22 protein-coding genes are annotated in these 24116 nt (G+C 62.0%); 8 read left to right on the forward strand and 14 right to left on the reverse strand.

The annotated features are described in order from the left end of the window. Nucleotides 1-135: 135 nt before the first annotated feature. Together OCT39_RS04290 and OCT39_RS04295 are read left to right on the forward strand one after the other, a co-directional pair. Nucleotides 136-804, forward strand: a complete 669-nt coding sequence (locus OCT39_RS04290) for a GntR family transcriptional regulator (protein WP_263586463.1) — start codon at nucleotides 136-138, stop codon at nucleotides 802-804. A gap of 54 nt (nucleotides 805-858) precedes the next feature. Continuing rightward, nucleotides 859-1428, forward strand: coding sequence for a DUF1415 domain-containing protein (locus OCT39_RS04295; RefSeq protein ID WP_263586464.1), 570 nt, complete (start codon nucleotides 859-861; stop codon nucleotides 1426-1428). Here OCT39_RS04295 and OCT39_RS04300 read toward each other — a convergent pair. The 8 genes from OCT39_RS04300 to OCT39_RS04335 all read right to left on the reverse strand — a co-directional run bounded on the left by OCT39_RS04300 (nucleotide 1406) and on the right by OCT39_RS04335 (nucleotide 10569). Then, a complete protein-coding gene (locus OCT39_RS04300; protein WP_263586465.1) occupies nucleotides 1406-3070 on the reverse strand; it encodes a diguanylate cyclase domain-containing protein in 1665 nt (554 codons plus the stop codon). The two genes, OCT39_RS04295 and OCT39_RS04300, sit on opposite strands and share 23 nt — an antisense overlap. Before the next feature lie 175 nt (nucleotides 3071-3245). Then, the gene (locus OCT39_RS04305; protein WP_263586466.1) at nucleotides 3246-3740 is read right to left on the reverse strand and encodes a GNAT family N-acetyltransferase; all 495 of its coding nucleotides are present in this window, start codon (nucleotides 3738-3740) and stop codon (nucleotides 3246-3248) included. Between the two features lie 72 nt (nucleotides 3741-3812). Next, nucleotides 3813-4805: an LLM class flavin-dependent oxidoreductase gene (locus tag OCT39_RS04310; protein WP_263586467.1), complete on the reverse strand. Its 993-nt coding sequence runs from the start codon at nucleotides 4803-4805 to the stop codon at nucleotides 3813-3815. Nucleotides 4806-4994: 189 nt separating this feature from the next. Beyond that, nucleotides 4995-5681 carry an SDR family oxidoreductase gene (locus tag OCT39_RS04315; RefSeq protein ID WP_263586468.1) on the reverse strand — a complete coding sequence of 229 codons (687 nt, stop codon included), beginning with the start codon at nucleotides 5679-5681 and terminating at the stop codon, nucleotides 4995-4997. Nucleotides 5682-5763: 82 nt separating this feature from the next. Beyond that, nucleotides 5764-7023, reverse strand: coding sequence for a nitrate regulatory protein (locus OCT39_RS04320; protein ID WP_263586469.1), 1260 nt, complete (start codon nucleotides 7021-7023; stop codon nucleotides 5764-5766). Between the two features lie 54 nt (nucleotides 7024-7077). Beyond that, nucleotides 7078-8430, reverse strand: a complete 1353-nt coding sequence (locus OCT39_RS04325) for an MFS transporter (RefSeq protein WP_263586470.1) — start codon at nucleotides 8428-8430, stop codon at nucleotides 7078-7080. Between the two features lie 267 nt (nucleotides 8431-8697). Next, on the reverse strand, nucleotides 8698-9717 hold the full coding sequence (locus OCT39_RS04330) for a patatin-like phospholipase family protein (protein ID WP_263586471.1): 1020 nt from the start codon (nucleotides 9715-9717) through the stop codon (nucleotides 8698-8700). A gap of 108 nt (nucleotides 9718-9825) precedes the next feature. Further along, complete coding sequence (locus OCT39_RS04335; protein WP_263586472.1) at nucleotides 9826-10569, reverse strand: murein L,D-transpeptidase catalytic domain family protein; 744 nt, start codon at nucleotides 10567-10569, stop codon at nucleotides 9826-9828. Between the two features lie 242 nt (nucleotides 10570-10811). Between OCT39_RS04335 and OCT39_RS04340 the strand changes: the two genes are divergently transcribed. Continuing rightward, nucleotides 10812-12449, forward strand: a complete 1638-nt coding sequence (locus tag OCT39_RS04340) for a L,D-transpeptidase family protein (protein WP_263586473.1) — start codon at nucleotides 10812-10814, stop codon at nucleotides 12447-12449. Between the two features lie 118 nt (nucleotides 12450-12567). Here OCT39_RS04340 and OCT39_RS04345 read toward each other — a convergent pair whose 3' ends face one another. Continuing rightward, nucleotides 12568-14250: a peptidoglycan DD-metalloendopeptidase family protein gene (locus OCT39_RS04345; protein WP_263586474.1), complete on the reverse strand. Its 1683-nt coding sequence runs from the start codon at nucleotides 14248-14250 to the stop codon at nucleotides 12568-12570. A gap of 738 nt (nucleotides 14251-14988) precedes the next feature. On the opposite strand from OCT39_RS04345, the gene OCT39_RS04350 reads away from it, so the two are divergent. Together OCT39_RS04350 and OCT39_RS04355 are read left to right on the forward strand one after the other, a co-directional pair. After that, on the forward strand, nucleotides 14989-15909 hold the full coding sequence (locus tag OCT39_RS04350; RefSeq protein WP_263586475.1) for a LysR family transcriptional regulator: 921 nt from the start codon (nucleotides 14989-14991) through the stop codon (nucleotides 15907-15909). 73 nt (nucleotides 15910-15982) lie between these two features. After that, nucleotides 15983-16975, forward strand: a complete 993-nt coding sequence (locus tag OCT39_RS04355; protein ID WP_263586476.1) for a glutathione S-transferase family protein — start codon at nucleotides 15983-15985, stop codon at nucleotides 16973-16975. A 97-nt stretch (nucleotides 16976-17072) separates the two neighbouring features. Here OCT39_RS04355 and OCT39_RS04360 read toward each other — a convergent pair whose 3' ends face one another. Both OCT39_RS04360 and OCT39_RS04365 read right to left on the reverse strand, forming a co-directional pair. Continuing rightward, the gene (locus OCT39_RS04360; RefSeq protein ID WP_263586477.1) at nucleotides 17073-17573 is read right to left on the reverse strand and encodes a PRC-barrel domain-containing protein; all 501 of its coding nucleotides are present in this window, start codon (nucleotides 17571-17573) and stop codon (nucleotides 17073-17075) included. Between the two features lie 170 nt (nucleotides 17574-17743). Further along, complete coding sequence (locus OCT39_RS04365; protein ID WP_252106537.1) at nucleotides 17744-17941, reverse strand: CsbD family protein; 198 nt, start codon at nucleotides 17939-17941, stop codon at nucleotides 17744-17746. A 475-nt stretch (nucleotides 17942-18416) separates the two neighbouring features. Between OCT39_RS04365 and OCT39_RS04370 the strand changes: the two genes are divergently transcribed. Both OCT39_RS04370 and nfi read left to right on the forward strand, forming a co-directional pair. Continuing rightward, nucleotides 18417-20135, forward strand: coding sequence for a DEAD/DEAH box helicase (locus OCT39_RS04370; protein ID WP_263586478.1), 1719 nt, complete (start codon nucleotides 18417-18419; stop codon nucleotides 20133-20135). Nucleotides 20136-20237: 102 nt separating this feature from the next. Further along, complete coding sequence (nfi, locus tag OCT39_RS04375) at nucleotides 20238-20933, forward strand: deoxyribonuclease V (protein ID WP_263586479.1); 696 nt, start codon at nucleotides 20238-20240, stop codon at nucleotides 20931-20933. 14 nt (nucleotides 20934-20947) lie between these two features. Here the strand turns inward: nfi and OCT39_RS04380 are convergent, their stop codons facing one another. Beyond that, the gene (locus tag OCT39_RS04380) at nucleotides 20948-21661 is read right to left on the reverse strand and encodes a glutamine amidotransferase (protein WP_263586480.1); all 714 of its coding nucleotides are present in this window, start codon (nucleotides 21659-21661) and stop codon (nucleotides 20948-20950) included. Nucleotides 21662-21770: 109 nt separating this feature from the next. On the opposite strand from OCT39_RS04380, the gene tpx reads away from it, so the two are divergent. Further along, complete coding sequence (tpx, locus tag OCT39_RS04385; protein ID WP_263586481.1) at nucleotides 21771-22274, forward strand: thiol peroxidase; 504 nt, start codon at nucleotides 21771-21773, stop codon at nucleotides 22272-22274. 3 nt (nucleotides 22275-22277) lie between these two features. Here the strand turns inward: tpx and OCT39_RS04390 are convergent, their stop codons facing one another. Beyond that, nucleotides 22278-22967, reverse strand: a complete 690-nt coding sequence (locus OCT39_RS04390; protein WP_263586482.1) for a gamma-glutamyl-gamma-aminobutyrate hydrolase family protein — start codon at nucleotides 22965-22967, stop codon at nucleotides 22278-22280. Between the two features lie 25 nt (nucleotides 22968-22992). Further along, on the reverse strand, nucleotides 22993-24000 hold the full coding sequence (locus OCT39_RS04395; protein WP_263586483.1) for an amidoligase family protein: 1008 nt from the start codon (nucleotides 23998-24000) through the stop codon (nucleotides 22993-22995). Between the last annotated feature and the right edge of the window lie 116 nt (nucleotides 24001-24116).

Genomic DNA, 24116 nt, shown 5'->3' on the forward strand with positions numbered 1-24116 from the left:
GCGCCCTCGTTAAAGGCGTTTTATCATACTATTTATAGAAAAATCGATTATTTTAAAAGCGGATTATCCCGACGATTTTTATCATCGCGTATGTTGTGTCATCACGTATTTGTATTAATGGCGGGAGAGATCACCATGAAAAACGATGCGCTGCCATCTAGCGGCACGGCTTCGAGCCGCATTTTTGAGACGCTGCGTCAGGATCTGGTGCGCGGGCGCTTCGCCGCGGGGGAGAAACTGGCGATCAACGCGCTGAGAGAGCGCTATCAGGTGGGGCTTAGCCCGCTGCGCGAGGCGCTGAACAAACTCGCCGCGTTTGGGCTGCTGGTGCAGGAGAACCAGCGTGGTTTTCGGGTGCCCGGGCTTAGCGAAGCCGAGCTCGAGGATATCACGCGGCTTCGCCTCGAGCTCGAGGGCATGGCGTTCGAGCGCGCCATCGCCCAGGGCGACGCCCAGTGGGAGGCGGACCTGCTGGGCGCGGCTCACCGGCTCAAGCGCGCGGATAAAACCCAGGACATGGGCGAGGCCTGGGAGGCGCTACACACCCGGTTTCACCGCACGCTGGTCGCCCCCTGTGGCTCGGCATGGCTGATTCGCTTCATCGAGCAGCTCCACGACCAGTTCGACCGCTACCGCCGGCTGGGCGCCAACCCACCGGTGATCCGTCAGCCGCTGGACGATCAGCACCAAAAACTGGTGGAACTGGCGCTTGCCCGCGACGTCCAGGCCGGCCGGGAGTTGATGGACGATCATATTCGCCAATCTTTTGAGGTTGCGCTGGCGCACTACCGCCAGCACACGTAGGCTGGCGGCTATAACGGGCAGTGACGACAGAAAGTGATAATGGAAGAGGGCGCCATGGCGGTAACGGATGAGGTAGTAATCGAGCAAACGCTTTGTTGGGTACGAACGTTTATCGTCGCGCACGATATTTGCCCCTTCGCCAAGCGCGAGCTCGACGCGGATCGCGTGCGGGTGCAGGTGGTACGCTCCAAAAAGATCGAAGTGGCGCTCGAGGAGCTGGCTGCGGAGCTCGACTGGCTCACCCATCACGACGAGGTCGAAACCACGCTTCTGGTACTGCCGACGCTGTTCAAGAGCTTCGATCACTACCTGGATTTTCTCGAGCTCGCCGAACATCTGGTCGAGGAGCTCGGCTTCGAAGGTATCTTTCAGCTGGCGAGCTTTCACCCGGATTACTGCTTCGCCGATGCCGACCCGGAAGACGCCGCCAACTACACCAACCGCTCGCCCTACGCCATGGTGCACATCCTGCGCGAGGCGAGCGTCGAGAAAGCGATCGCGTTCTATGGCGATACCGACGCGATCCCCGAGCGCAACATCGAGAAGCTCTCGGCCATGGGCAGCGATGCCGCCCAGAGTGCGCTCGAGCGGTGTCGTGGCGCTAGCGGCCGGGGCGATGAATGACCAGCCGGTGCTTGCCCTGGCTTTTCGCCGCGTAGAGCGCGTTATCGGCAAGCTTTAGCACCGTCTCGATGTGCTCGCCGTGGTGCGGCCACCAGGCCGCGCCGAGGCTACAGCCGACGGTGGCCGTTTGCCCCTCGGCGAGCTGAATGGGGCGCTCGATGGCATTGAGCAGCCGCCTTCCCACTTCATGGGTGAGCGGTTCGAGATACTCCGGCTGCGTCTTGAGCACCATGACGAACTCGTCGCCGCCCAGGCGTGCTACCACATCGCCGCTTCGCAGCGCGTTTTTCAGCCGGTTGGTGATCTCGATGAGCAGCAGGTCGCCAGCGTGGTGGCCAAGCTCATCGTTGACCCGCTTGAAGCCATCCAGGTCGATGTACATCACCACCATGTTCTGTAAATGGCGCTGCGCTTCGGGCACGGCGTGCTGCAGGTACTGCATCAAGAAGGCGCGGTTGGGTAGGCCGGTCAGCGGGTCACTATTGGCCAAATCCTCCAGCCGGCTGATGGTCTGGCGCTGATCCGACAGCCGCCCCACCATCTCGCGCAACGAAACGGAAAGGCGCTTGAATTCGCTGGCGCCGCGCTCCAGCGGGATGATGCCCGCCTGATCCCCCTCTCCGATACGGTCGGCGGCTTGAGCCAGGCGCTTGATCGGCGCCACGATGAAGGAGGCCCCGCACCATCCGACCGCCGCGAACACGACCGCCAGCAATAGCCCGATGCTCATGATCGCCGCTTGAAGCCGCTTGGCAGGGGCGAAGGCGTCGCTCACGGGCTGGCGACTGATCGCCACCCAGCCAAGCCCTTCGAAATCCTCGAAGCCGCCGCTTCTGGCGTAGCCGGTCACGTAGCGCTGGCCGTCGGGCCAGGTTTCGACCGCCCAGCTAGGCGTGGTGTTACCCGGTCGAGGAACGTATTTGAGCGAATTCAGCGAGCGGCCCAGCAGCTCGTGTGGGCCCAAAAGCACCGTGGCGTCGCTCGAGAGCAGCAGCAGGTCGGCGTCCTGCTGCTTTTCGGCGGGCGCGAGTAGGGTGCGCTCGATGTACTCCGCCCACTCCCAGCTTAAATGAACGGCGAGCACGCCGCTGAACTCTCCTCTTCGGTCGTGCACGGGGGTGGCGATATCGACGAACTTGAGCGCTTCGCCGGTGGGGCTGGGAAGCAGGCTTGCCAGCATGACCGCTTCGTGCACATCGCCCACCCAGGGCCGGTGCTGACCTTCGACGAACACCGGGCGGTGGGCGATGGAGAGGCCCTCGAGAATGCCGTCGGTGGCCACGCGCACCGTGCCCTGGGTGTCGGTCAGCCCGATCCACGAAACGATATTGAAGCTATCCTGCAGGCGTTCGAGCTGGCGTCTGAGCACGTGTGGCTGCGTATCGCGGCCAAGCGTTTGTATGGCTAACAGCAGGTTCACCTGTTTGATGCGCGCGTCCATGCTGCGATCGAGCATGTTCACCATCTGGTAGGCGGCGCGGGAAGAGGCCGAGCCGATATGCGCTTCGAGTTGCTGAGCCGACTCCCTTGAGGCGACCCAGCCCAGCATGAGCGTCGTCGCGAACACCAGCGCGGCGATCAGGGCGATAAAGCGCGTGCGCAGTGAAAAGCGCGAGGACCACTCTGCGAAAAAATGCCCCATGGGAGAACGTTGGCCAGCCGGTTGATAAGAGCAGGCCACATTTGGCCGCCGGATATGCCTGTGAAGCTACCCTAAAAGCGCGCCGTTTGCATGTAACCGATTGCAACCATGGGTAAAATTATTGGAGCGTCGCGCCAGGCTTTCACCCCCAAAGGCTTAAGGCGAGCAGTCGAGGCTACAAAAACTTGTGCATCACGTAGGTATCGACCGGCCCAAGCGTTGGGTGGCGAAAGGCACCGGGCACCGTCCCCACGATCGCAAAGCCGAGCCGCTGCCACAGCGCCACCGCTATTTCGTTACTGGCCACCACGGCGTTGAACTGCATGGCACTGAACCCAAGCTCCTTACCCAGCGTTTGAGAATGCTCGCACAGCGTGCGGGCAACGCCTTGGCCGCGAGCGGCGGGGGAGACCATGTAGCCGCAGTTGCACACATGGTTGCCCGGCCCCGCCGCATTGGCCTTCAGGTAGTAGGCGCCCAGCAGCGTGCCTTCAGCGTCCTTGATGACCCGGCTGGCCAGCGGCGCTTCACACCAGAGCGCATAGGCCGCCTCGAAGTCGATTGCCGGGTCGATGGCGTAGGTTTGCTCCGCCCTGACGATGTCGTGGAAAACCGGCCAGAAAGCGATGAAGTCCTCCCGGGTCATGGGGGCGATGGTGTGATCAGACATGGCGCTATCCGCTGACGTTAAAGTATTCAGGCAGCGATGCCTGGCACCGCTGCCGCTAAAGGAAAGATGAGGCTAGCGCGCGACCTCCATGACGATTTCGTAGCTTCTTAGCCGGTCCTGCTGGTCGAAGAAGTCGCTGTTGATCATCAGTTCATCGGCGCCAGTGCGCGCCTGAAACGCTTCGAGTTCCGCCTTGACGGTATCCGGGCCGCCGATGATGGCTGCGCCCAAGAACTGGCTGACCTGGGCCTGCTCCATCGGCGTCCAATCGAGCTGCTCGACCGGCGGCTGTGAGGTGGTAGGCCGTCCGCGAATCAGGTTGAGAAACTTCTGCTGGGCGGTGGTGGCCAGGTAGTGCGCCATCTGGTCGGTGTCGGCGGCGATCACCGGCATGCCGACCATGGCGTGGGGTTTGTCGAGCACGTCAGAGGGGCGGAAGTTGTCCCGATAAAGGCGCAGCGCCTCGAACAGGTAGCCCGGCGCGAACTGGGCGGCAAAGGCGAACGGTAGCCCCAAACGCGCGGCGAGTTGGGCGCTGTAGCCGCTCGAGCCCAGCAGCCAGATGGGCACATGGGTACTTTGGCCGGGCACCGCTTTGACCTGCTGATGCGGGGCGGCGTCGCCCAGGTAGCGCGTCAGTTCGTCGAGCTGGGCGGGGAAGTCGTCCACACCGGCTTGGGCGCTTCGGCGCATGGCGCGCATGGTGGCACCGTCCGAGCCCGGCGCCCGGCCAAGGCCCAGGTCGATGCGCCCGGGGTAGAGCGTTTCCAGCGTGCCGAACTGCTCGGCGATGACCAGCGGCGCGTGATTGGGCAGCATGATACCGCCGCTTCCGACGCGAATCGTCGAGGTCTGGCCCGCGACGTGGCCGATCAGTACCGAGGTGGCGGCGCTGGCGATGCCGGCGATGTTATGATGCTCCGCCAGCCAGTAGCGCGTGTAGCCCAGTCCCTCGGCGCGCTTTGCAAGCTCGACGCTGTTGGCAAAGGTCTCGGCGGCGCTTCCGCCTTCGCGAATGGGCGCCAGATCCAGTACCGATAGGGCGGTCTCGGCGAGTTGGCTCATGATTCACCTGCACGTTGAGTGAAAAGCGGCTGACGATGGTCGTTTTCATGAAATTCATGTTTTCAGAAAACTCATTAGCCCGCTTGTTAATACCCTGTTATGCGGGCGAGCCAAGCCTAAAACAAGGGAGCGGTATCGACAGCGCGCTGTTGACGCTGTCGATACCGCCGAGCGCAAAGGCGGGGATGGCTATTCGCGCAGCGGCGTGGGCCGGATGAGAATTTCGTTGACGTCCACGTGGGCCGGCTGGTTCAGCGCGTAGATGACGGCGTTGGCGATATCCTTGTCCTCGAGCGCCTGCTCCGGGGGCTCGTCGAAAAACGGGGTATCGACCATGCCGGGTTCGATCAGCGTGACGCGAATGCCGGTGCCGCGAAGCTCTTCGCGAAGATTATAGCCAATGCCCGTGACCGCCCACTTGGTGGCGCTGTACATCGAGCCGGGAATGGTGGTGCGCCCGGCGGCGGAGCCGGTGAGCAGTACGTGGCCCGCGGAGCGCTTGAGCGCCGGCAGGCAGGCCTGAAGCGTTAATCCCACGCCGTAGACATTGGTGAGAATCATCTCCTTCCACTGCGCGTGGTCGGCTTCACTGAAGCCGCCGGTCGAGCCGCCTTGTCCGGCGTTGGCGAACACCGCGTCAATGCGCCCAAAGGTTTCCAGCGCCAGTTCGACCATGGCGCGCTGCTGCTCCATATCGGTAACGTCGAGCTCGACGGTCAATAGATTTTCCCGTCCCAGTTCCTGAGCAAGGGCTTCGAGCTTGTCCGTCGAGCGCGCGGCGAGTATCAGCTTGTAGCCTTCACGCGCGGCCGCGCGCGCCGTCGCGGCGCCGATACCGCTCGAGGCGCCGGTGATGAGAATGACACGATCCTGCATGGGTAGCGCTCCTTGCCAATGTTTCAACGGGGCCTTTTAGCATGGTCAATGGGCCTGGATGTTGCAAACCCGCCGCGCCCGGTCAAGGCGTTGGGCGCGATAGCATGCTCGAAAGATCCAGAATCGACTGCGCCATGCTCGCCATGCTTTTGCTCTGATCCATCGAGGTCTTGCGTAAAAAGTGGTACGCCTGCTCTTCGCTCATCGACTGGTGCGCCATGATCAACCCCTTGGCCCGCTCGATCAGCTTGCGCTCGCGAAGCGCCTTACGGGTGTTTTCTAGCTCGTCGCTAAGCCCTTGAAGGCGGCTGGACTGGGCGTGGGTGAGCTCGATCAGCGAGCGGCTAAGCGGCGAGGCGAGCGCGCTGATCGTGAGATCACCGAGCGCGCGATCCTCGCCCAGCGCCAGAAGCTGCTCGCACGGCGCAGGCTGTGCCCGCACGCGGGGCGTGTGCGCCTCATCAAAAGCCCGCTGCGCCGCTTCGATTTTTACGTGGCATAGCGCGGCCAGTTCAAGAATCGCGGTGTCCTCCACTTGCTTCAGGCCATCGATGCGCTGCGTGGCGAGCGCGTACCAGGTTTCGCTCATGCGCGCGTCGCTATCAGAGCGGGCACGTTCGCCGCGGTGGGCGCTTGCGCGCAGCGTCTCGATGTAAGTAAGCGTTTGCTTACAAAGCGATTGGTGCCAGCTCTCCCGGGCGTCGGCGCCAGCGAATTCCAGAAAGGTGTCGAAGCAGCGGTTTTGATCCTGGGTCAGCCGTTCGAACAGCGTCCGGTGCGGCTCGTCAAAGCGCCCGTAGGTAAAGCCGAAGGCGCCGCAGGCGCGCTCCTGGCCGGCAAGCTCCTTACCCTGCATCAGATGAAAGATGGCGACCAGCGCTCGGGTGATGTCCGGGTCGGCGGCGGTGTCCGCGGCTTCGAACACGATCGCCAAAAGCCCGCCGATCACGTCGTTGAAGGCCCGGGTGGCGCCGTCCGGCGTTAGCTCGCGCGCGTCGATCGCCTCGCGCAGCCGGGGCAGGTCGTCGAGCGCCATCCAGACGGTGGCGATGCGGCGCAAAAGCCGTGCCCCGGCCTCGGGGCGCGGCTTTTCGCAAAGCGCTTCCAACCGCGTGCGCATCAGCGCTTCGGCCTGCTGGCTGCATGCCATGAACTCGGTGCGCCGGGTCGCGAACTGCTTGCCCTTCGAAGCAAGATAAATGGTAGAAGCGCCGCGCTCACGCTGAAGCACGTGAATGAAACGACTGATATCGCCCACCATGTCGCACGCGGTTGCCAGGTGGCGCAGGTTGTCGATATCAAAGCGCAGTGCCGTAAGTAACAGTGTGCGACCAGAAGCCATGAAGCGCTCCTTGTGTGCCCGGCCCCTTGATGTCGCAAGGCCGGGAGTGAGTGTCTAGCGCAGCGACAGCGCCCCTGCGCCGGTTTGCTCGCCGAGCGCGTCCTGATAGGCCCTGGCCTCCTCGGCTTCCGTGGCATCGCTAAAGCGCACCACCAGCACGCTACCCGCCAGCATCAGCACGCACAGGCCCAGATAGAAAAGCCCCTGCTGATAGGTCAGGCTTTCGCTTCGAAACAGAAACGCCGCCAGTACCGCGCCGACGTTGCCGCCGGCGCCGACGATACCCGCCACCGCGCCCAGCGCCTTTTTATTGATGAACGGCACCACGCCGAACGTGGCGCCTTCGGCCATCTGCACGAACAGGCTAAAGACCAGCATGATGCCGATCGCCAGGCTCAATACGTGCATCTGGGAGAAGGCGATCAGCGCGATGCCCTCGCACACCAGCGCTATAAACAGCCAGCGCACCCGGCCTTTCAGCCCGCCGTGTTTGGCGAACAGATCCGAAAACACCCCACCCAGGGTGCGCGCGAAAATGTTCATCAGGCCAAACAGCCCCGCGATAAGGCCCGCAGTGGCCAGCGTCAGCTCGAAGTGGTCGAAAAAGTAGATCGCGGCGATGTTGTTGATGGTGAGCTCGACCCCAAAGCAGAGCCCGTACACCACGAACAGCGCCCACACGCGGATATCCTTCGCCGCGGACAAAAAGCTGCTCATTGCGCCGTACTCGCCGGAGGCTTCTGGTAGTTCGCCGCGGGCTCTCAGCTCGGCGAAGCTGCCGTTCGGCGCATCCTGAGTGAAGAACCAGTAGCCGATACCGGTAAAGAAGAGCACCACGCCGGGCACCACCATGGCCAGGCGCCAGCCGAGCGTCTCGCTGACACCCAGCATCAAAAGCCCCGAGAAGATCAGCGGCATCAGAATCTGCGTCGTGCCGCCGCCCAGGTTACCCCAGCCAGCGCTGGTGGCGTTGGCCGTGCCGACCACGTTGGGGGCGAACATCATGGTGGTGTGGTACTGGGTAATGACGAACGAGGCACCGATCGCGCCGATCGCCAGCCGGGCCAGCAAAAAGGTTTCGAAACTGTCGGCCAGGCCAATACCCATGACCGGCAGCGAGCCCACCAGCAGCAGCCCGGTGTAGGTCTTGCGCGGCCCCAGCCGGTCGCACAGCACACCGATCAAGAGCCGTACGATAACGGTGATCGCCACCGAGGCGATGATGGTGTTGCCGATTTGGGTTTGCGTGAGCGACAGATCGTCGCGCACCACCGCCATGAGCGGGGCGATGCCGAACCAGCCAAAAAAACAGATGTGAAAGGCAAACCAGGAGAAGTGAAAAGCGCGCATCTGCGGCGTCGAAAAGCTGAACAGGCGAATCCGATTAGCCTTGTTGCGAATATCCATGGGAACCTCACCAAGCGCGAACGAGTTTTGAGACCGCCGCGCTTTCGCGCCGGCGGCGTACGAGAAGACGCCTTCGCCCTTGAAGGCCTACTCGACGCACTCGTACCCGTTGGGCCTGGTCCACGCCTGTCGTTATCGATAAATACAAAGCAATTATGTCGCCAGGCGGCGATTTTTATCGAAATGACAGCGTATTAGCGTTTGGGAGGGGAGAGCGGGCGCGCCGTGATGCAGGGTCGCTGCATCAAAATGGGGCGCCCGGGGCGGCTATTCGTTCATGTAGACGGTATCGATATCGAGCGTGGAGCGCTCGCCGAGGGCGTCGAAGTTCTCATCGAGCCAGCGGTCGGCGGCGGCGCGACCCAGCTCGAATAGGTGACACAAGAACGGCCACTCGGCGTTCATCTTGCTCGACACCGACAGATCCTCGAGCGCCTGCTCGCCGCTGATGCGGTGAAACAGCGCCTGCTGGTAGCAGTTTTCGATGCCTTGCTCGTCGAGAGCGTGCTTGAGCAGGGCGATCATGCGGATCTCCTTGATCAGCGCGGCATTGAAGGTGATCTCGTTCAGGCGGTTCATGATCGCCGAGGCGGTGGTCGGCAGAGTGTCACGGCTGATCGGGTTGATCTGCACCAGCATGATGTCGCGAGCGCCGCACTCTTCCATCAGCGGAAACAGCGCGGGGTTTCCCATGTAGCCGCCGTCCCAGTAAGCCTCGCCGTCGATTTCCACGGCCTGGAACACAAAGGGCAAACAGGCCGAGGCCATGACCGCGTCCAGCGTCATCTCCTCGCGGCGAAAGACGCGCTGCTTGCCGGTACGCACGTTGGTAGCGGCCACAAACAGCTTGAGCTGGTCGCAGCGTCGCACCCGATCGAAATCGATATGCTCGTCAACGATCGTGCGCAGCGGATTGAGGTTCAGCGGATTGAGCTGGTAGGGCGAGACGAGCCGGCTCATCAAATCCATGGCGACATAGCCTGGCGACTGATCGAGACTCCAGTTGCCGGTGAGGATATCCAGCGGCGAGCGGCGGATTGGGCTTGCCATGCCGGCGCGGCTGACCGCCTGCCAAAAATCGCGCAGCGCCTGGCGGGCGGTCTCCTTGTTGCCTCTCGTCAGCGCATCGGCCATGACCACACCGTTCATGGCGCCGGCGCTGGTACCGCTAATGCCTTCGATCTCGATGCGGTCGTCTTCCAGCAGGCGGTCGATCACCCCCCAGGTGTAGCCGCCGTGAGCACCGCCGCCCTGTAGCGCCAGATCCAGCGTTTTCGCGTTCGCCATGCCGCCTCCTCGCCTGGTTGCTTCGAAAGTCTAAGCCTGGCAGAAAAAAACCATCGCGAAAGTGGGCGCTTCAACGGCACCGCGCGGCGGCGGTCTTGATTGGCCAAGCTAGTGCGTCGAGGCGGCGAGCTGGTAAATGCCGGCCCCGCCGTTGGGGCAGCGCAGAAACGCGGAATTCTCTATCCACTGCGCGTCCGGGTAGTAGGCGAAGACGTACTGGTTTTCCTTCAGGCTATCGATCAGCGGGTAGGTGACCTCTTCGCGCACCGCCGGGCAGCCGTGACTTCGGCCCAGCCGCCCGGTCTGGGTGATGAAGTCGTCGCTGACATAGCTTGCACCGTGAATGACGATGGCGCGATCGAAGGCCTGGTCGTTGACATTGGCCTCGAGCCCGTCCAGGCGCAGCGAGTAGCCGTTGCGCCCGTAGTAGCTGTTCATGGTGCGAAAGAGCCCGATGCTGGACTGGTGGCTCTCCGGGACGTTGGAGAACACCTCGGCATTAGCGTCACCCGAGCCGCGCCCGTGGGAAACCAGTTCCTTGAACAGCAGCCGATTGTGCGCCAGATCGAAAACCCACAGGCGTTTTTCGGTCGAGGGCAGCGAATAGTCGATGACGGCCAGGCGCTCGGCGCCGGGGTCGGCACAGGAGAGCGCCTGGGCGGCGAGCTCGAGCGCTCTGGGGGTGGCCTCCGGGGCGAGCAGCTGAAGCTGATGGTTGAGCGAAGAGACGCCGGCGGGTTTTACCGCGTCCATTTGAGCGTAGAAAGGGGAGGAGTCCGCGTGAGCCGCGGTGCTTGCAAGCGGAATGGAAAGAATGAGTAAACGTGAAAAAATGCCTAATCCGAGCCGCATAGTGTCAGACCTACTATCATTAGGGGTACGCCGAGCGATAAAGCCATTGTTGGTCGCGCCAGTGCCCGTCCAGCCCGTTTGCAAAAGGCTTTTTTCACTAGCCTGCGTTTACAGGCCCGTGGCAGGGCAATAGCGCCGGGTTCGAGGGTGAAACCGGTGTTGGCAAAACCAAACGTCAGTTGCGCATGTTGTATCTTTATTGGGTTGGCATGCGACGCTGCATAGTAACCCATGGAGGGGTTATGAACGAGAATGCATCGATCCACCACTGGGCGATGCGCGCCGTCATGGTCGCCGCGCTGTTGCCGCTGCCGCACGCCATCCATCATGCCTACGCCGACACATCGGCTCAACCGGCGCTTGCCCAGCAGTTAAACGCTTACGCCAACGATCAGCCGCTCCAGCAGTTCTATCAGGGCCGGGAGAATCAGCGGGTGTGGCAGGATGCCGCGCGGGTGGAGTCTCTCGCGGCGGCGATAGCACGACTCGACGAAGACGGCCTGACCCCCAGCGACTACCGCGGTGCGGAGCTCGTCGACGATTTCAAGCTGAGCCAGCAAATGGGGGCCGCCGCTCAGGCGCGCTTCGATATCAAGGCCACACAAGCGTTGCTGCTGGCGCTCGATCATCTTTCGCGCGGCAAGGTGGACCCGCAGACGCTGGGATCGCAGTGGAGCGGCGAGCGTCCGGTGCGTACTTACAGCATGGGCCAGGTGCGCATGGCGCTGGCCCAGGGCGATGTGGAGGCGGCGTTCGAAGCGGCGCGACCGCAGTCGAGTGCCTACCGTAAGCTTCGCCAGACCCTGAGTGAGTATCGCGCGCTCGAGCGCCGCGGCGAGGCGAGCGCGCCTTATCTAGGCGGCCGCGAAGCCGCGCTCAGACTTGGCGACACCGACGATGACGTGGTGACGCTGCGCGAGCGGCTCGCCCTCTGGGGTGAAAATGGTCTGGTCACCGCCGATGACGACGCCTACCCGATGATCGATGCCCGAGTGCGCGACGACAACCAGCGCCGTTTCGACGCCACGGTGGAAAGCGCGGTCAAGCGCTTTCAGCGCCGGCACCTGCTCGAGGCGGACGGGGTGGTCGGCGAGCGCACGCGACACGCGCTCAATACGCCGTTATCGGCGCGTATCGATCAGCTGCGCATCAATCTCGAGCGGGCGCGCTGGCTGGCGCATTTGGATGGCGACGCACGCGTATGGGTCGATGTGGCCGGTTACCAGCTCCACTATCAGCGGCCCAACGGCCAGCAGTGGAATGCTCGAGTCGTGGTGGGCTCGCCCCAGCGCGCGACTCCCATGATCCACTCCTCGATCAGTCACCTCACCATCAATCCGACCTGGACGATTCCGCCGACCATCATGCGCGAGGACGTGCTGCCACGAGTCCGTAGCAATACGGACTATCTTTCTGCGCGTAACATTCAGGTGTTGAGCCCCGACGGTGAGCGCCTAAACCCGTCATCGGTCAACTGGCAAAGCCCGGGCGGAGTCATGCTGCGCCAGGTGGCGGGCAGCAGCAATCCGCTGGGGCGCCTGGTCGTGCGCTTTCCCAACGACGACATGATCTATCTGCACGATACGCCTTCGAAAGCGGCGTTTGGGCGCGCCGACCGTGCGCTGAGCTCCGGCTGCATTCGGGTCGAGGGTATCAGCGAGCTGGCGCAGCTGCTGCTTCGCGACAGCGGCAGCCAGCATCAGGTCAATTCACTGATCCAGCGTGGGCGCAGCGACCAGAACGTGAGTTTGCCCCAGCGTATTCCGGTACAGCTTCACTACCTGACGGCCTGGCCCAACGCCGAAGGGGAAATCGAGTTTCGCGACGACATCTACCGCCACGACGATGCGGTTCTCGCAGCGCTCAGCCGCCCGGTATGACCGCCCCGCAAACGTCGAAGCGAAGCCCGCGTAGAACGTGAATTGGCGTGGAACCTGACCCCGCGTGAAACGAAAAAAGCCGCCTCGAAAGGCGGCTTTTTCGTGCGCGGTGAGGGAGTTATTCGCCGCGCTGGTAGTTGGCGACGCTAACGGTACCGGTTTCGCCGCTTTCAAGCGCGGCCAGCATGGGCTCGGCCTGATTCTGGAAAGCGATCAGCGTATCGCCGGACAGACCCGACGATTCCGGCAGGTCCACGGTCATGGCATTGACCGGCGAGTTGTTCACGATGACTTCGTAATGAAGGTGCGGACCGGTACTACGACCGGTGTTGCCGGAAAGCGCGATGCGCTCGCCCATGGTGACGCGCTCGCCGACGCTGACCAGGGGCTTTGAGAGGTGCAGGTAGCGCGTGCGGTAGCCGTTGTCGTGGCGAATGACTACGTAGCGGCCCGCGGCGGCGTGGTTGGCGACCCGCTCGACGCGACCATCCGCCGGCGCGACGACCGAGGTGCCGATGGGCATGGCAAAGTCGGTCCCGTTGTGCGGGCTGATCCGGCCAGTCACCGGGTGACGACGCTGCGGGTTGAAGTTGGAGGAGAGCCGGTAGCTGCCATCGAAGGGGTAGCGCGCGAAGCCAGGCTCCAATCCACTCCCGTCCGGCGTGTAGAACTTGTCGTCGCCGGCGTTGCGAACCATGGTCAGATCCATGCGCTCGCCGTCGTACTGAACCGCCAGCACGCGTGAGTCCAGCGTTTCGCCGTCGATCATGTCGGACTCGACTAGCACACTGAAGCGGTCGCCGCGGCGGCTGTCACGACGAAAATCGAGCTTCTGCTCGAGCAGGTGGGTCAGTTCGGTCACCGAGCCGCTCGAAAGGCCGGTTGCCTGAGCGGAGCGTGCGAAGCTTCCGCTAACGCTGCCGGCGAACAGGCGCTGTACCGGCTCGCCCTGACGCTCGATCACGGTCGAGGCGAAGGCGTTGTCGTCACGCTCGAGCAGCACGCCGTCGCGGATATCCTTCATCATGCGAAGCGAAAGCAGGCGGCCATCTTCGTCGACCTTGTAGTCGAAACTGTTACCCGCGCGCCAGTTGGTCAAAATCTGCGGGTCCGGCATGTCGTCCAGGAGCGCGGCGACTTCGCTGTAGCCCAGCCCCAGCTCGTTTTGCGCCACCACCGCGAAGGTTTCCCCGGACTCGACGATGTGGGTTTGCCACTCGGGAACGTAAGGCTCTTCGGCGGCGAGTTCGAGGTCGAGAAACGAGATGTCGTCGAACAGCTCGATACCGTAGTCCTCGTAAGAGGTAGCATCATCGACGATGTCGGCGGAAGAGGCATCGGCAATCTCGACCGGGCCGTAGGCGCTCGGGTCGTCGATATTGAGCATGCCACTGGTCAGCGTGCCGAACACGACCGCCATGTGAATGGCGCCATCGTCAAGCTGGGGTCGGGCGTCGATTTCGCTGGCCATGGAGGCTTCCGCGGTCGCAATGACGTCGAGATCCACGATTTCACGAGGCGCGAGGTCCTTGAGCGGAATTTGTTCGCGAGTGGCGTCGATGGCGCGAGAGGCGCGGTCGATCGCTTCGGCAACCGGGCGCCGCTCCTGGTGCAGGGAGGGGACCGTTGCAACGGCGTCGCTTGAAAGCGGAACCAGCACGCTTTCAAGCGAAGTACGTGGGGAATTCAGGTCTTGATACGTTGTTAGCAGCTTCTGTGTGCCCAGCACTGTGACCATCGTGGCCACGGGTAAAAGTAATAACTTATGCGTGCGAGGCAGCGAATGGAGGATTCGCAACATGGGTAAATTGACCGCCGAGTTCGAAGTTAAAATGAACGTAAAAATGAACAAGCTCGGGAACAATACCCCATGGGGTAGGGGGTGAATAGACTGTATTTGCATACAGAAAGCGAACTTTCGCGTTAGCGCGAAAGCCCGTGAGACGGGGCGTTCAAAGGAAACAGTGTTTGCTAATTCTGCTTCAATAGTTTGCCCGTTGCCGGTACCCCTGAAAACAGCTTGTACAGGGGTGACGACTTGTATCGTTTCTCGTTTAAAATATAGACAGGAGTGTCGGGGTGTAAAGCGCAACGTACAAGATTCGTCAAGCAAACGCTGACGGGCTGCCCCTTTGGCTCGGGTAAAGACGAAGAATCATCACGCATTTGGCCTGCAGGGAGTACGAGTTGTGTCGCGCTTTTTTGTACAAGAGTGCCCGCGGGATGTTCGCTATTGAACACCGTCAATTGGCGGTACGGTTTGCTTGTTAGGCCGCTAATTAAATGCGCACTAACGATTAAGTGCGTGACTTCCGGTATTTTGTTTTTTTTTGTAACGTTCAAGCCATATTGACCGAGAAACGGCCGAGCCTGCGATATCGGGCGATGTTATACATGTTTTAAGAAAAGTTCCCTTGTTTTTTTGATTTTTTAACCCGTAAAGGAAGGGTACCGTGTCTATTCGCCGTCACTGCCATTCTGGTATGGTTTTTTCGAAGACCAAGCGCACAAATACGCTTCAAGCGTCGAGGAAATCGAAATGTCTCGGGTAACCCTTGCACAGTGGCACATGCTCGCTGCGGTTGTGGATCATGGCGGTTTTGCACGCGCCGCTGAAGCCATTCATAAAAGTCCTTCCACGCTCAATCACGCGGTGCATAAACTCGAAGAGCAGCTGGGCGTACAGGTGCTGGAACCGGTCGGGCGGCAGGTGCGTCTGACCGAGGCCGGCGAGCTTCTGCTGCGCCGGGCGCGCCAGCTGATCGAAAGCGCCGCCTCCATCGAGGACATAGCCCTGCGCCTGGCCGAAGGGCTCGAGACCGAAGTGGCCGTCGCCATCGATCAAGTATTTCCGGCAGACGCCCAGGCCAAGGCGCTGGAGCGCTTTTCCGAAGCTTATCCGCAGGTGCGGGTTCAGCTTTTTGAGAGCGTGCTCAATGGCGGTGTTGAGATGCTGTTCGACGGCAGTGCCGATTTAGTGATTTCCGGGATGGAGGTGCCAGGCTTTCTGGGCGAGCCGCTGGTCAACGTGCGCTTTATCGCAGTGGCGCACCCGTCGCACCCGCTTCACGGACTGGAGCGCTCGCTCGACCTGCGTGATTTGGCACAGTACCGCCAACTTGTAGTGCGCGACTCGGCGACACGAGAGTCCGTCGATGCCGGCTGGCTCAAGGCCGAGCAGCGCTGGACGGTGAGCCATCTCAATACGTCGCTCGACATGATCAAGCGTGGGCTCGGTTTCGCGTGGATGCCGATCACCCGTATCGCCGCCGAGCTCGAGCGCGGCGAGCTCAAGGCCTTACCGCTTTCCGCCGGCGGCACGCGCGAAGCGCCGTTTCAGCTGATCTTCAAGGATCGGGACCGGGCGGGCCCTGCCACTCACGCCATGGCGCAGGTGCTGAAAGAGGCGGTCGGCGAGCGTTGCCCGCGAGATTCTATTTTCTCGAACGGTAAAGGGTAAAACATCCGCTTGAGCCGTTTTGATGGCGCGCTATGCTCTAGAGCATCAACGCAATGCAGCAAGGAGCCGCGCAATGGGACTATTGGTGGAAGGTGAGTGGGTCGACCAGTGGTACGATACTAAAAAACACGGCGGCGAGTTCGTCCGGGAATCGGCCAAGCTGCGCGATTGGGTTGGCAAAACCGACGACGCGGATCGCGCGAGCTTCCCCGCTGAGCAGGATCGTTACCACCTGTATGTATCGCTGGCCTGCCCCTGGGCGCATCGCGCACTGATCATGCGCAAGCTCAAGGGCCTGGAGGGGCTGGTTGGCGTCTCCTATACGAGCCCCTTGATGCTCGATCACGGCTGGACCTACAACGAGGCCGAAGGCTCGAGCGGCGATCGAGTCAACGGCGTAGCCTATCATTATGAGCTCTACACCATGACCGAGGCCGACTACACCGGGCGCGTGACGGTGCCGGTGCTGTGGGACAAAAAGCGCAGTGCCATCGTCAATAACGAGTCGGCGGAGCTTGTACGCATGTTCAACGGTGCCTTCGATACGTTGACCGGCAATGATCTGGATTTCTATCCGAGCGATCTGCGTGACGTCATCGACGAGGTCAACGAGGACGTCTACGACAACGTCAACAACGGCGTCTACAAGGCCGGATTCGCGACCGAGCAGTCGGTGTACGAAAAGCACGTCAAGGCGCTGTTCGATTCGCTCGACCGACTCGAAGCACGCCTCGAGCGTCAGCGTTATTTGGCCGGGGAGTGGCTGACGGAAGCGGATATTCGTCTTTTTACGACGCTGATACGCTTTGATGCGGTTTACCACGGCCACTTCAAGTGCAACGTTCGACGCATCGAGGATTACCCGAACCTCTCGAACTACCTGCGCGAGTTGTACCAGTGGCCGGGCGTGGCTGAAACGGTCGATCTGGATCATATCAAGCGCCACTACTACTACAGCCACGAATCGATCAATCCCACACGTATCGTGCCCGTGGGGCCCGCGCTCGATCTTGAGCGCGCCCACGACCGCGAGCGCCTGAGCGGACAGGGCATTCGTCGCCGCTGATGGTCTTGTTCCCCCGCCACAACTGTTCCCGGACTAAAAAGGCCGCCCAGAAGGGCGGCCTTTGAGTGAGATGTCTTGAAAGGACATCGTCAATGGTTTACTGCTGGGGTTGCGGCTCGTCATCGTTGTCGAACGCTTCACGCGTGGACTGCCACGCGCTTTGGGCGCCGTCGCGAGTGGTCTGCCACGCATCGCGCGCGTTGGCCTGGGTTTGTTCCCACCAGTCGCGGTCATACGCCGGGAATTCTTCGACTTCTTTCGGCGTCGCATTCAGCATGATGCGATGCTCGGTTTCACCATCGCCTTCGGTGCTGGTTTCGAGCGTGAAATAGTCGGTGTCGACCACGATTTCGCGACCGCCAAGGCCGAGTACCGCGCCACTCTCTATTACCAATGCAGTGATGCGCATATCATCGTCGAACAGAATGTCGTCAACATCGCCAATCTCTTCACCGGAACCGTTAGCGAAGTAGACGTCGGCATCCAGAATGTCGTCTGCGGAGTAAACGCCCTGAGGCTCTTGAGACGCCTGAACGCTCAGCGTGGTGCCAGCCAGTAAGGCTGCACTCATGGCAGTCAATAGCAGTGATTTCTTCATCGCGTTACTCCTTTAACCCGAGGGGGTTTAACTCATTTAACCCGAAGGGGTTTAACTCAAACTGGCTTTTCGTTGACCGAGCCCGCCCGAATAAAGTGACGGAGGCGGGTACTGAAAAGCGGGTGTCGCTCGTTACTGCGACTGATTGACGAACGTTCGATAGGGGGCGCTTAAAGCGAATCGGCCCAATCGTCGGCACGTCTTTCGGCCTCTTCACGCTCCAGGCCGTACTTTTGTTGCAGTTTACCTACCAGCTGATCCTTCTTGCCGGCGACCTGATCCAGCTCATCATCAGTGAGTTCGCCCCAGCTGGAGCGCGCCTTACCTTTGACTTCGGTCCATTTACCTTCGATCTGATCCCAGTTCATGGTCTCTCTCCTTGATCATATAACGCGGTATTGCCACTAAAACTCTAGACCATATGTCGACAAGCGCAAGCGCGCCTGTCCAGGTTGGGTAAAGTAAAAAGACTGGTCAGAGGCATTCATGGGTGTTAGTATTCGCGCTCCTCGCATGTGTTGACCCCTCCATCATGACGCTAAGCGTTTGACTGCCACGACGCAGTGCGCTTGCAGGAACATCCCGACGCGATGTTCGATGCTGTGAAGATGGCGCGTTTTCAGTATTTCACCAACCGGGTGAAATCGACGCAGAAGGTCGCCACAGCGGTTGGCGCGTTTCATTGTTTTGCCAACCGAATGCCAGGTGCGACCGGCGTCTTTGACTCCTTTAGCCATTCAGCCGCCCGGCGGCGTTTGCCTACAGCGCGACTGCGCTTTTCAACGTGTCGAAGACGCTTTAGATGTTTTTTGCCGGCCATGCCGGCCTACCAAGGTGTGATTAATGACCTCGACTTCTGTCGCCTCGCCGAGCTTCGGCGATCTGGCCTTGTTGCCTGCCGTTCTCTCTGCTGTTGAAGCACAGGGTTACCAAACCCCCTCGCCGATCCAGGCGCAAACCATTCCTGCGCTGCTGGAAGGCCGTGACATGTTGGGCCAGGCCCAAACCGGTACCGGTAAAACCGCGGCGTTTGCACTACCGCTTTTGTCACGTATCGATCTTGACCGCCGCGCGCCTCAGGTGCTGGTCATGGCGCCGACCCGCGAGCTCGCTCAGCAGGTCGCGGTCTCGTTCACCAAGTATGGTCAAAACCTCAAGGGCCTGGAAGTCGCCACGCTGTGCGGCGGTCAGGAGTACCGCGAGCAGCTGGGCGCGCTCAAGCGCGGCGCTCAGGTCGTGGTCGGCACACCGGGTCGTATCATCGACCACCTGGACCGTGCCAGCCTGAAGCTTGACGGCCTGTCGGCACTGGTGCTCGACGAAGCTGACGAAATGCTGCGCATGGGCTTTATCGACGACGTCAAACGCGTGGTCGCCGATACCCCGCAAAACGCGCAGCGCGTGTTCTTCTCCGCGACCCTGCCGACAGAAATCGAGCGCATCGTTAACCGCTACCTGGTCGATCCGGTCAAGGTCGCCATCGAGTCCAGGACCACCACCGGCGAAAACATCGAGCAGCGCATCGTGCGCGTCGATGGCGGCGCCAAGCTCGAGGCGCTGTCACGTATTCTCGAGGTTGAGCCCGTCGATGCGGCGATCGTGTTCGTACGTACCCGTGCGGCGTGTACCACGCTGGTCGAGCAGCTCACCGCGCGCGGCATCAACGCCGCTGGCCTCTCCGGTGATCTGGACCAGAGCCTGCGCGAGCGTACCATCACGCGCTTGAAGCGTGGCAAGGTCGACGTGCTGATCGCCACCGACGTGGCGGCGCGCGGCCTCGACGTTCCGCGCATCACCCACGTGGTCAACTACGATCTGCCCCAGGACGCGGAAGCCTACACCCACCGTATCGGTCGTACCGGCCGTGCCGGTCGTAGCGGTATCGCGATCACGTTCGCCGGTTTCCGCGAAGGCCGTAAGGTCGGCTGGATGGAGCAGGCCACCGGTCAGAAAATGACCGAGATGCCGCTGCCCGACGAAAGCGCCATTCGCGCGCACCGCGACGAAGTGTTCCATCAGCGCGTCGTCGCTGCCCTGACCGCCGGCGCCGAAGAGCAGCGCACGCTGGTCGAGCGTCTGGTCAGCGAAGGGCACGACCCGATCGAGCTTGCCTGCGCCTTTGCCGCCATGGCCCGCGCCGACGAAGCGCCGATCGGTCGCCTGCAGGCACCGCGCAAGGAGCGCGAGCGTCCGGCTCGTGAAGGCGGCCGTGACGGTGCCAAGCCGCGCCGCGAGCGCTCCAGCACGCCGAGTGAAGGCATGACCCGCTACCGTGTCTCCGTCGGCCACAAGGACGGTGTCAAGCCGGGTCAACTGGTCGGTGCGTTGGCGAACGAAGGCGGTATCGAAGGTGCGCGTATCGGTCGTATCGATATTCGCAACGCCTTCTCGGTGGTCGAGCTTCCGAGCAACCTGCCCTCCACGATTCTGGCCAAGATGGCCCGCGCTCGCGTCGCCGGTCGTCCGCTGGAAATCAGCGAAGACAGCGCGCCGGAACGCGCACCGCGCCGTCGTCGTGACGAAGGCGGCGATGCGCCGGTTCGTCGCCGCGAACGCGCCTGATCAAATAGCGCTTTTTCGCGCGATCCAAAACCCCGCTTTCGAGCGGGGTTTTTTATTGCCCGCTAGACTGCTGCATCAACGTCGCTACAGGAGTAAAGAGCCATGCAGGCACCGCTACACGACTGGAATCTCGAGCCCCGGGCCGCCGTTGCGCTGCAAGGCGAGCTTGCCAAACGGCTGGAATCCAGCGATCGTATCGACGACGTCGACCTCATTGCTGGCGTCGATATCGGCTTCGAGGACCAGGGCGCTACCACCCGAGCCGCGGTGGTGCTGCTGAAGTGGGACGCCGGCAAGGCGCCGGCGTTGGAGGTGGTCGAGCAGGTCGTTCATCGCGAGCCGACCCGCATGCCCTACGTGCCCGGGCTTTTGTCGTTTCGTGAAATTCCCGCCGCCCTGGGTGCTTTTGCCAGGCTTTCGCAATTCCCGCAGCTGGTCATGGTCGACGGGCAGGGCATCGCCCATCCCAGAAGGCTGGGTGTGGCCGCCCACCTGGGGCTCTGGCTCGACCTGCCCACCATCGGCGTCGCCAAGTCGCGCCTTTACGGGCGCTTTGAAGAGGTGGGCAGCGAGCGCGGCGACTACAGCCCGCTGACGGCCAAAGGCGAAACACTGGGGGTCGTGCTTCGCTCGCGACAAAACGTCAAGCCGATTTTCGTATCCCCTGGCCACCGCGTGTCGGTCGACACCGCCCTTGGCTGGGTACTGCGCTGTTTGGGTCGCACCAAGCTGCCTGAGCCTACCCGGCTTGCCGACCGGCTCGCTTCCAGGCGCGACGAGAAGCGCCGCTTGCGCTGAGTGTTCTGGTGCGGCTACAGCAGCCGGCTGAAGCGTTCGAGCAGGCTGGACGCCTCGGGCGTTTCGCGGATGCGGTTGATCAGCTCGCTGACGTCGTCGCCCTGGTCGATCAGCGCGTCTTTCACGCGCTCGAGGTAGGCGCGCAGGATGTCGGCGTTGAATTCCGGATGAAACTGAACGCTCCACAGGCGGGTACCATAGCGAATCGCCTGGTGATGGTCGTGGTCGTTATAGGCCAGCACGACGCCGTCTTCCGGTGCTTTAAGCACCGTTTGGCCATGGGTCAGGTGCGCCATGAAGCGGGTAGGGAGCTGACTAAAGAGCGGATCGGCGTTGGAGGCTTCGTTACGCTCGATCTCGAAGGTGCCCGCTTCGCGACCATTCGGATGATCGCCGCCCTCGCCGCCGAACGCCTCGGCCATGAGCTGGTGGCCATAGCAGACGCCGAGCATGGCGATATCGCGCGCTCGCGCCGCTCGCAGCCAGGGTTTGAGCGCTTCGCTCCAGGGCTCGGCGTCACTGATCATGCTGTTGGAGCCGGTAATCACGATGGCGTCGAGGCCGTCGAGTTCCGGCGCGTCGGGCTCGACGCGTGGGTCCCACACCTTGACGGTGAGGGCGGGGTTGCCGCGCGTGAGCGGCCGCTCAAAGAGCGCACCGAAATCACCGTGCTGTTCGACGACTTCGGGAAAAGCGTCGCCGGTTTTTACGATCAATACTAGGGGCATGGCATACTCGCGGTGCGCGGTCGAATGGCAAGAGAGGGCGGACCATACTGGCCGTGATGTTTTGCACGACCTTCATCAATGAACACCTATAACACGGGACGACTCAACCATGCAGCAAATCACACGAGGCGGCGCGCCGATGGACGTGGCCGGCGAACTCCCCCCAGCCGGCGCCAAAGCGCCCTCAATGACGTTGACCAACCGCGATCTCGAGGACGTGACGCTTGAAAGCTTCGCTGGCAAGCGCAAGGTGCTCAACATCATTCCGAGCATCGACACGCCCACCTGTGCGACCTCGACGCGCCACTTCAACGAGCTGGCCTCGAGCCTGCCGGACACGGTCGTGCTGGTGGTCTCCGCCGACCTGCCCTTTGCCGCGGTGCGCTTTTGCGGGGCCGAGGGGCTCGACAACGTCGAGACGCTGTCGACCTTTCGTCATCCGGCGTTTCTCGAGCGCTGGGGCGTGGCGCTGACCAACAGCCCGATGCAGGGGCTCTGCGCCCGGGCCGTCGTGGTACTCGACCAGCACGATACCGTACTGCACAGCGAGCTGGTCAGCGAACTCAAGCATGAGCCGGACTACGACGCTGCCATTGCCGCACTCAAGGCTTAAGACTCAGGAATTACTATTCAAGACCTGGCGGCGCTTTTTCGCCGCCTTCACCAGCGCGCTGATCAGCCGCTGCTGAGGGCGGTTGAAAATCAGCCACTCCGGGTGCCACTGTACGCCGATCAAAAAGTCGTGGTTGTCGGATTCGATGCCCTGCACCAGCCCGTCGCGGTCGCGGGCAACGATGTTGATGCCGCGCCCAGCCGCGTTCACCGCCTGGTGGTGAAGGCTATTGACCCGGCACCAGCTCACGTTCAAAAGCCCGTGTAGTTTGCTGCCGGTGACGATATCCACCGTTTTTCTGGGCAGTACCGTGCGCCGTCGCTTGAGTCCCTCGTGAGTGGTGTAGATGTCCGGGTCCAGAGTGCCGCCCTGGTGGACGTTGATCAGCTGCGCGCCACGGCAGATTCCCAGCACCGGGGTGTGGCTTGGAATGAAGCGCGCCAGCAGCGCAAGCTCGAGCTCGTCGCGGGCCGGGTCCAGGCGGACGTTGAGCTGCACTTCGCCGCCGTAGAGGTGCGCCTGGATATCGTCGCCGCCGCCGATGATCAGGCCATCCAGCGCCTCGGGCCGCGGGCGCGACGGTGAAAGCCGTACAGGCTTTCCGCCATGGCGCCAAACGGCGAACCAGTCGAACCACCAGGCCAGGTGGCTTTTTTGATCGGAAGTCGTGATGCCAATGAGCGGGCGCGTCATAAAAACCGTATCTCGTCTACTGATATCAGCGGCGCTTGAACAAGCGCCGCAGAGTGTTTTTCAGGCGCGTGGTCAAGGACTGAGCATTGCGCGCGATATACTCGTCGCAGCGAGCGTCGAGCGCTTGCCGGTCGGCGGCGAGCTTTTCGACCTCGGCCCACCGGTTCCACTCCACTGCCGAGCCCCAGCCAGGCTTTGAAAGCTCGGCGTTGGGCAGCCGGTAGTGAAAGGTCGGGCGCGGTTTGGTCAGTTGATTGTGTAACAGCGCGTGAGAATGCTCCGGGCGCAGGTGGGCAAACAGCGGCAAAAGATCCAGTTCGCGATTACGTGTCGGATTGAAGTGCAGGTAGTCATCGATGAAGCCGTCAAGGTCTGGCGCGTAGTTGCGATCGAGTACCTTGAGCGCATACTCCTTCGGGAACGGGTTGGCGTGGGGCAGCACTTCACGGGTGATGTCCACCTTTATCTCGTCGCGCAGCCACTGTGCCAGCAGCAGATAGGCGCGCAGCATCGAGAGCAGGTAGTCGACATCGAGCGCGGCGGCTTCCGGGTTCAAATGCAGGCCGAAGCCGTAAAGCAGGCTGGCGTCGGTCCCCTTGGCGCCTTTTTCGCGCAGCGCCTTGAACAGCTTATCGAGCGCTTCGAGCTCGTCCCAGGGCACCGGCGGGCAGACGATTTCGGTGGGCACGAGCCCCGTGACCATATCGCCAATCAGCTCGCGGGTTTTGCGATGAAACTCGACGCGTCTAAGATGTTGTTGGCGCGCCCATTCGCTATCGTCGGCGTGCGCGTCCTCGACTAGCGCCTGGTCGGGATGGGCGTACTGGGTATCGAGTTCGATGCCGAAGGTACCCCAACGCGTGTCGCGCACCAGTAGCCTGTGCGGGCTGACCACGTTAAGCTCGCCCCCGAACAGCGTCTGGACGAGCTGAGCGGTCTCTTGCGGAGGCAGCCCCGCAAATTCGATTTCCACGCCGACCCGGCGCGTTTGGCCGCGGCGGGTCGAGCGGTGGGGGGGCGCCTGGAGCGTCATCTCTATATCCTTGAGGTGAACGTTTGTTCCGTCAGCCTATCATAGTCAGGCGACAGACTAAGCGGTATTCGTCCTGGCCGGTGAATACAGCGCGCCCCAACGCCGACTACCCATAC

The sequence above is a fragment of the Halomonas sp. GD1P12 genome, assembly GCF_025725645.1.
Lineage (GTDB): Bacteria > Pseudomonadota > Gammaproteobacteria > Pseudomonadales > Halomonadaceae > Vreelandella.

Coding starts and splice junctions, on each gene's coding strand:
- OCT39_RS04305 (WP_263586466.1), bottom strand. CDS start 3,740: ATGTCTGATCACACCATCGCCCCCATGACCCGGGAGGACTTCATCGCT.
- OCT39_RS04395 (WP_263586483.1), bottom strand. CDS start 24,000: ATGACGCTCCAGGCGCCCCCCCACCGCTCGACCCGCCGCGGCCAAACG.
- OCT39_RS04365 (WP_252106537.1), bottom strand. CDS start 17,941: ATGAACTGGGATCAGATCGAAGGTAAATGGACCGAAGTCAAAGGTAAG.
- OCT39_RS04335 (WP_263586472.1), bottom strand. CDS start 10,569: ATGCGGCTCGGATTAGGCATTTTTTCACGTTTACTCATTCTTTCCATT.
- OCT39_RS04360 (WP_263586477.1), bottom strand. CDS start 17,573: ATGAAGAAATCACTGCTATTGACTGCCATGAGTGCAGCCTTACTGGCT.
- OCT39_RS04345 (WP_263586474.1), bottom strand. CDS start 14,250: ATGTTGCGAATCCTCCATTCGCTGCCTCGCACGCATAAGTTATTACTT.
- OCT39_RS04290 (WP_263586463.1), top strand. CDS start 136: ATGAAAAACGATGCGCTGCCATCTAGCGGCACGGCTTCGAGCCGCATT.
- nfi (WP_263586479.1), top strand. CDS start 20,238: ATGCAGGCACCGCTACACGACTGGAATCTCGAGCCCCGGGCCGCCGTT.
- OCT39_RS04310 (WP_263586467.1), bottom strand. CDS start 4,805: ATGAGCCAACTCGCCGAGACCGCCCTATCGGTACTGGATCTGGCGCCC.
- OCT39_RS04350 (WP_263586475.1), top strand. CDS start 14,989: ATGTCTCGGGTAACCCTTGCACAGTGGCACATGCTCGCTGCGGTTGTG.
- OCT39_RS04320 (WP_263586469.1), bottom strand. CDS start 7,023: ATGGCTTCTGGTCGCACACTGTTACTTACGGCACTGCGCTTTGATATC.
- OCT39_RS04300 (WP_263586465.1), bottom strand. CDS start 3,070: ATGGGGCATTTTTTCGCAGAGTGGTCCTCGCGCTTTTCACTGCGCACG.
- OCT39_RS04325 (WP_263586470.1), bottom strand. CDS start 8,430: ATGGATATTCGCAACAAGGCTAATCGGATTCGCCTGTTCAGCTTTTCG.
- OCT39_RS04330 (WP_263586471.1), bottom strand. CDS start 9,717: ATGGCGAACGCGAAAACGCTGGATCTGGCGCTACAGGGCGGCGGTGCT.
- tpx (WP_263586481.1), top strand. CDS start 21,771: ATGCAGCAAATCACACGAGGCGGCGCGCCGATGGACGTGGCCGGCGAA.
- OCT39_RS04355 (WP_263586476.1), top strand. CDS start 15,983: ATGGGACTATTGGTGGAAGGTGAGTGGGTCGACCAGTGGTACGATACT.
- OCT39_RS04370 (WP_263586478.1), top strand. CDS start 18,417: ATGACCTCGACTTCTGTCGCCTCGCCGAGCTTCGGCGATCTGGCCTTG.
- OCT39_RS04315 (WP_263586468.1), bottom strand. CDS start 5,681: ATGCAGGATCGTGTCATTCTCATCACCGGCGCCTCGAGCGGTATCGGC.
- OCT39_RS04295 (WP_263586464.1), top strand. CDS start 859: ATGGCGGTAACGGATGAGGTAGTAATCGAGCAAACGCTTTGTTGGGTA.
- OCT39_RS04390 (WP_263586482.1), bottom strand. CDS start 22,967: ATGACGCGCCCGCTCATTGGCATCACGACTTCCGATCAAAAAAGCCAC.
- OCT39_RS04380 (WP_263586480.1), bottom strand. CDS start 21,661: ATGCCCCTAGTATTGATCGTAAAAACCGGCGACGCTTTTCCCGAAGTC.
- OCT39_RS04340 (WP_263586473.1), top strand. CDS start 10,812: ATGAACGAGAATGCATCGATCCACCACTGGGCGATGCGCGCCGTCATG.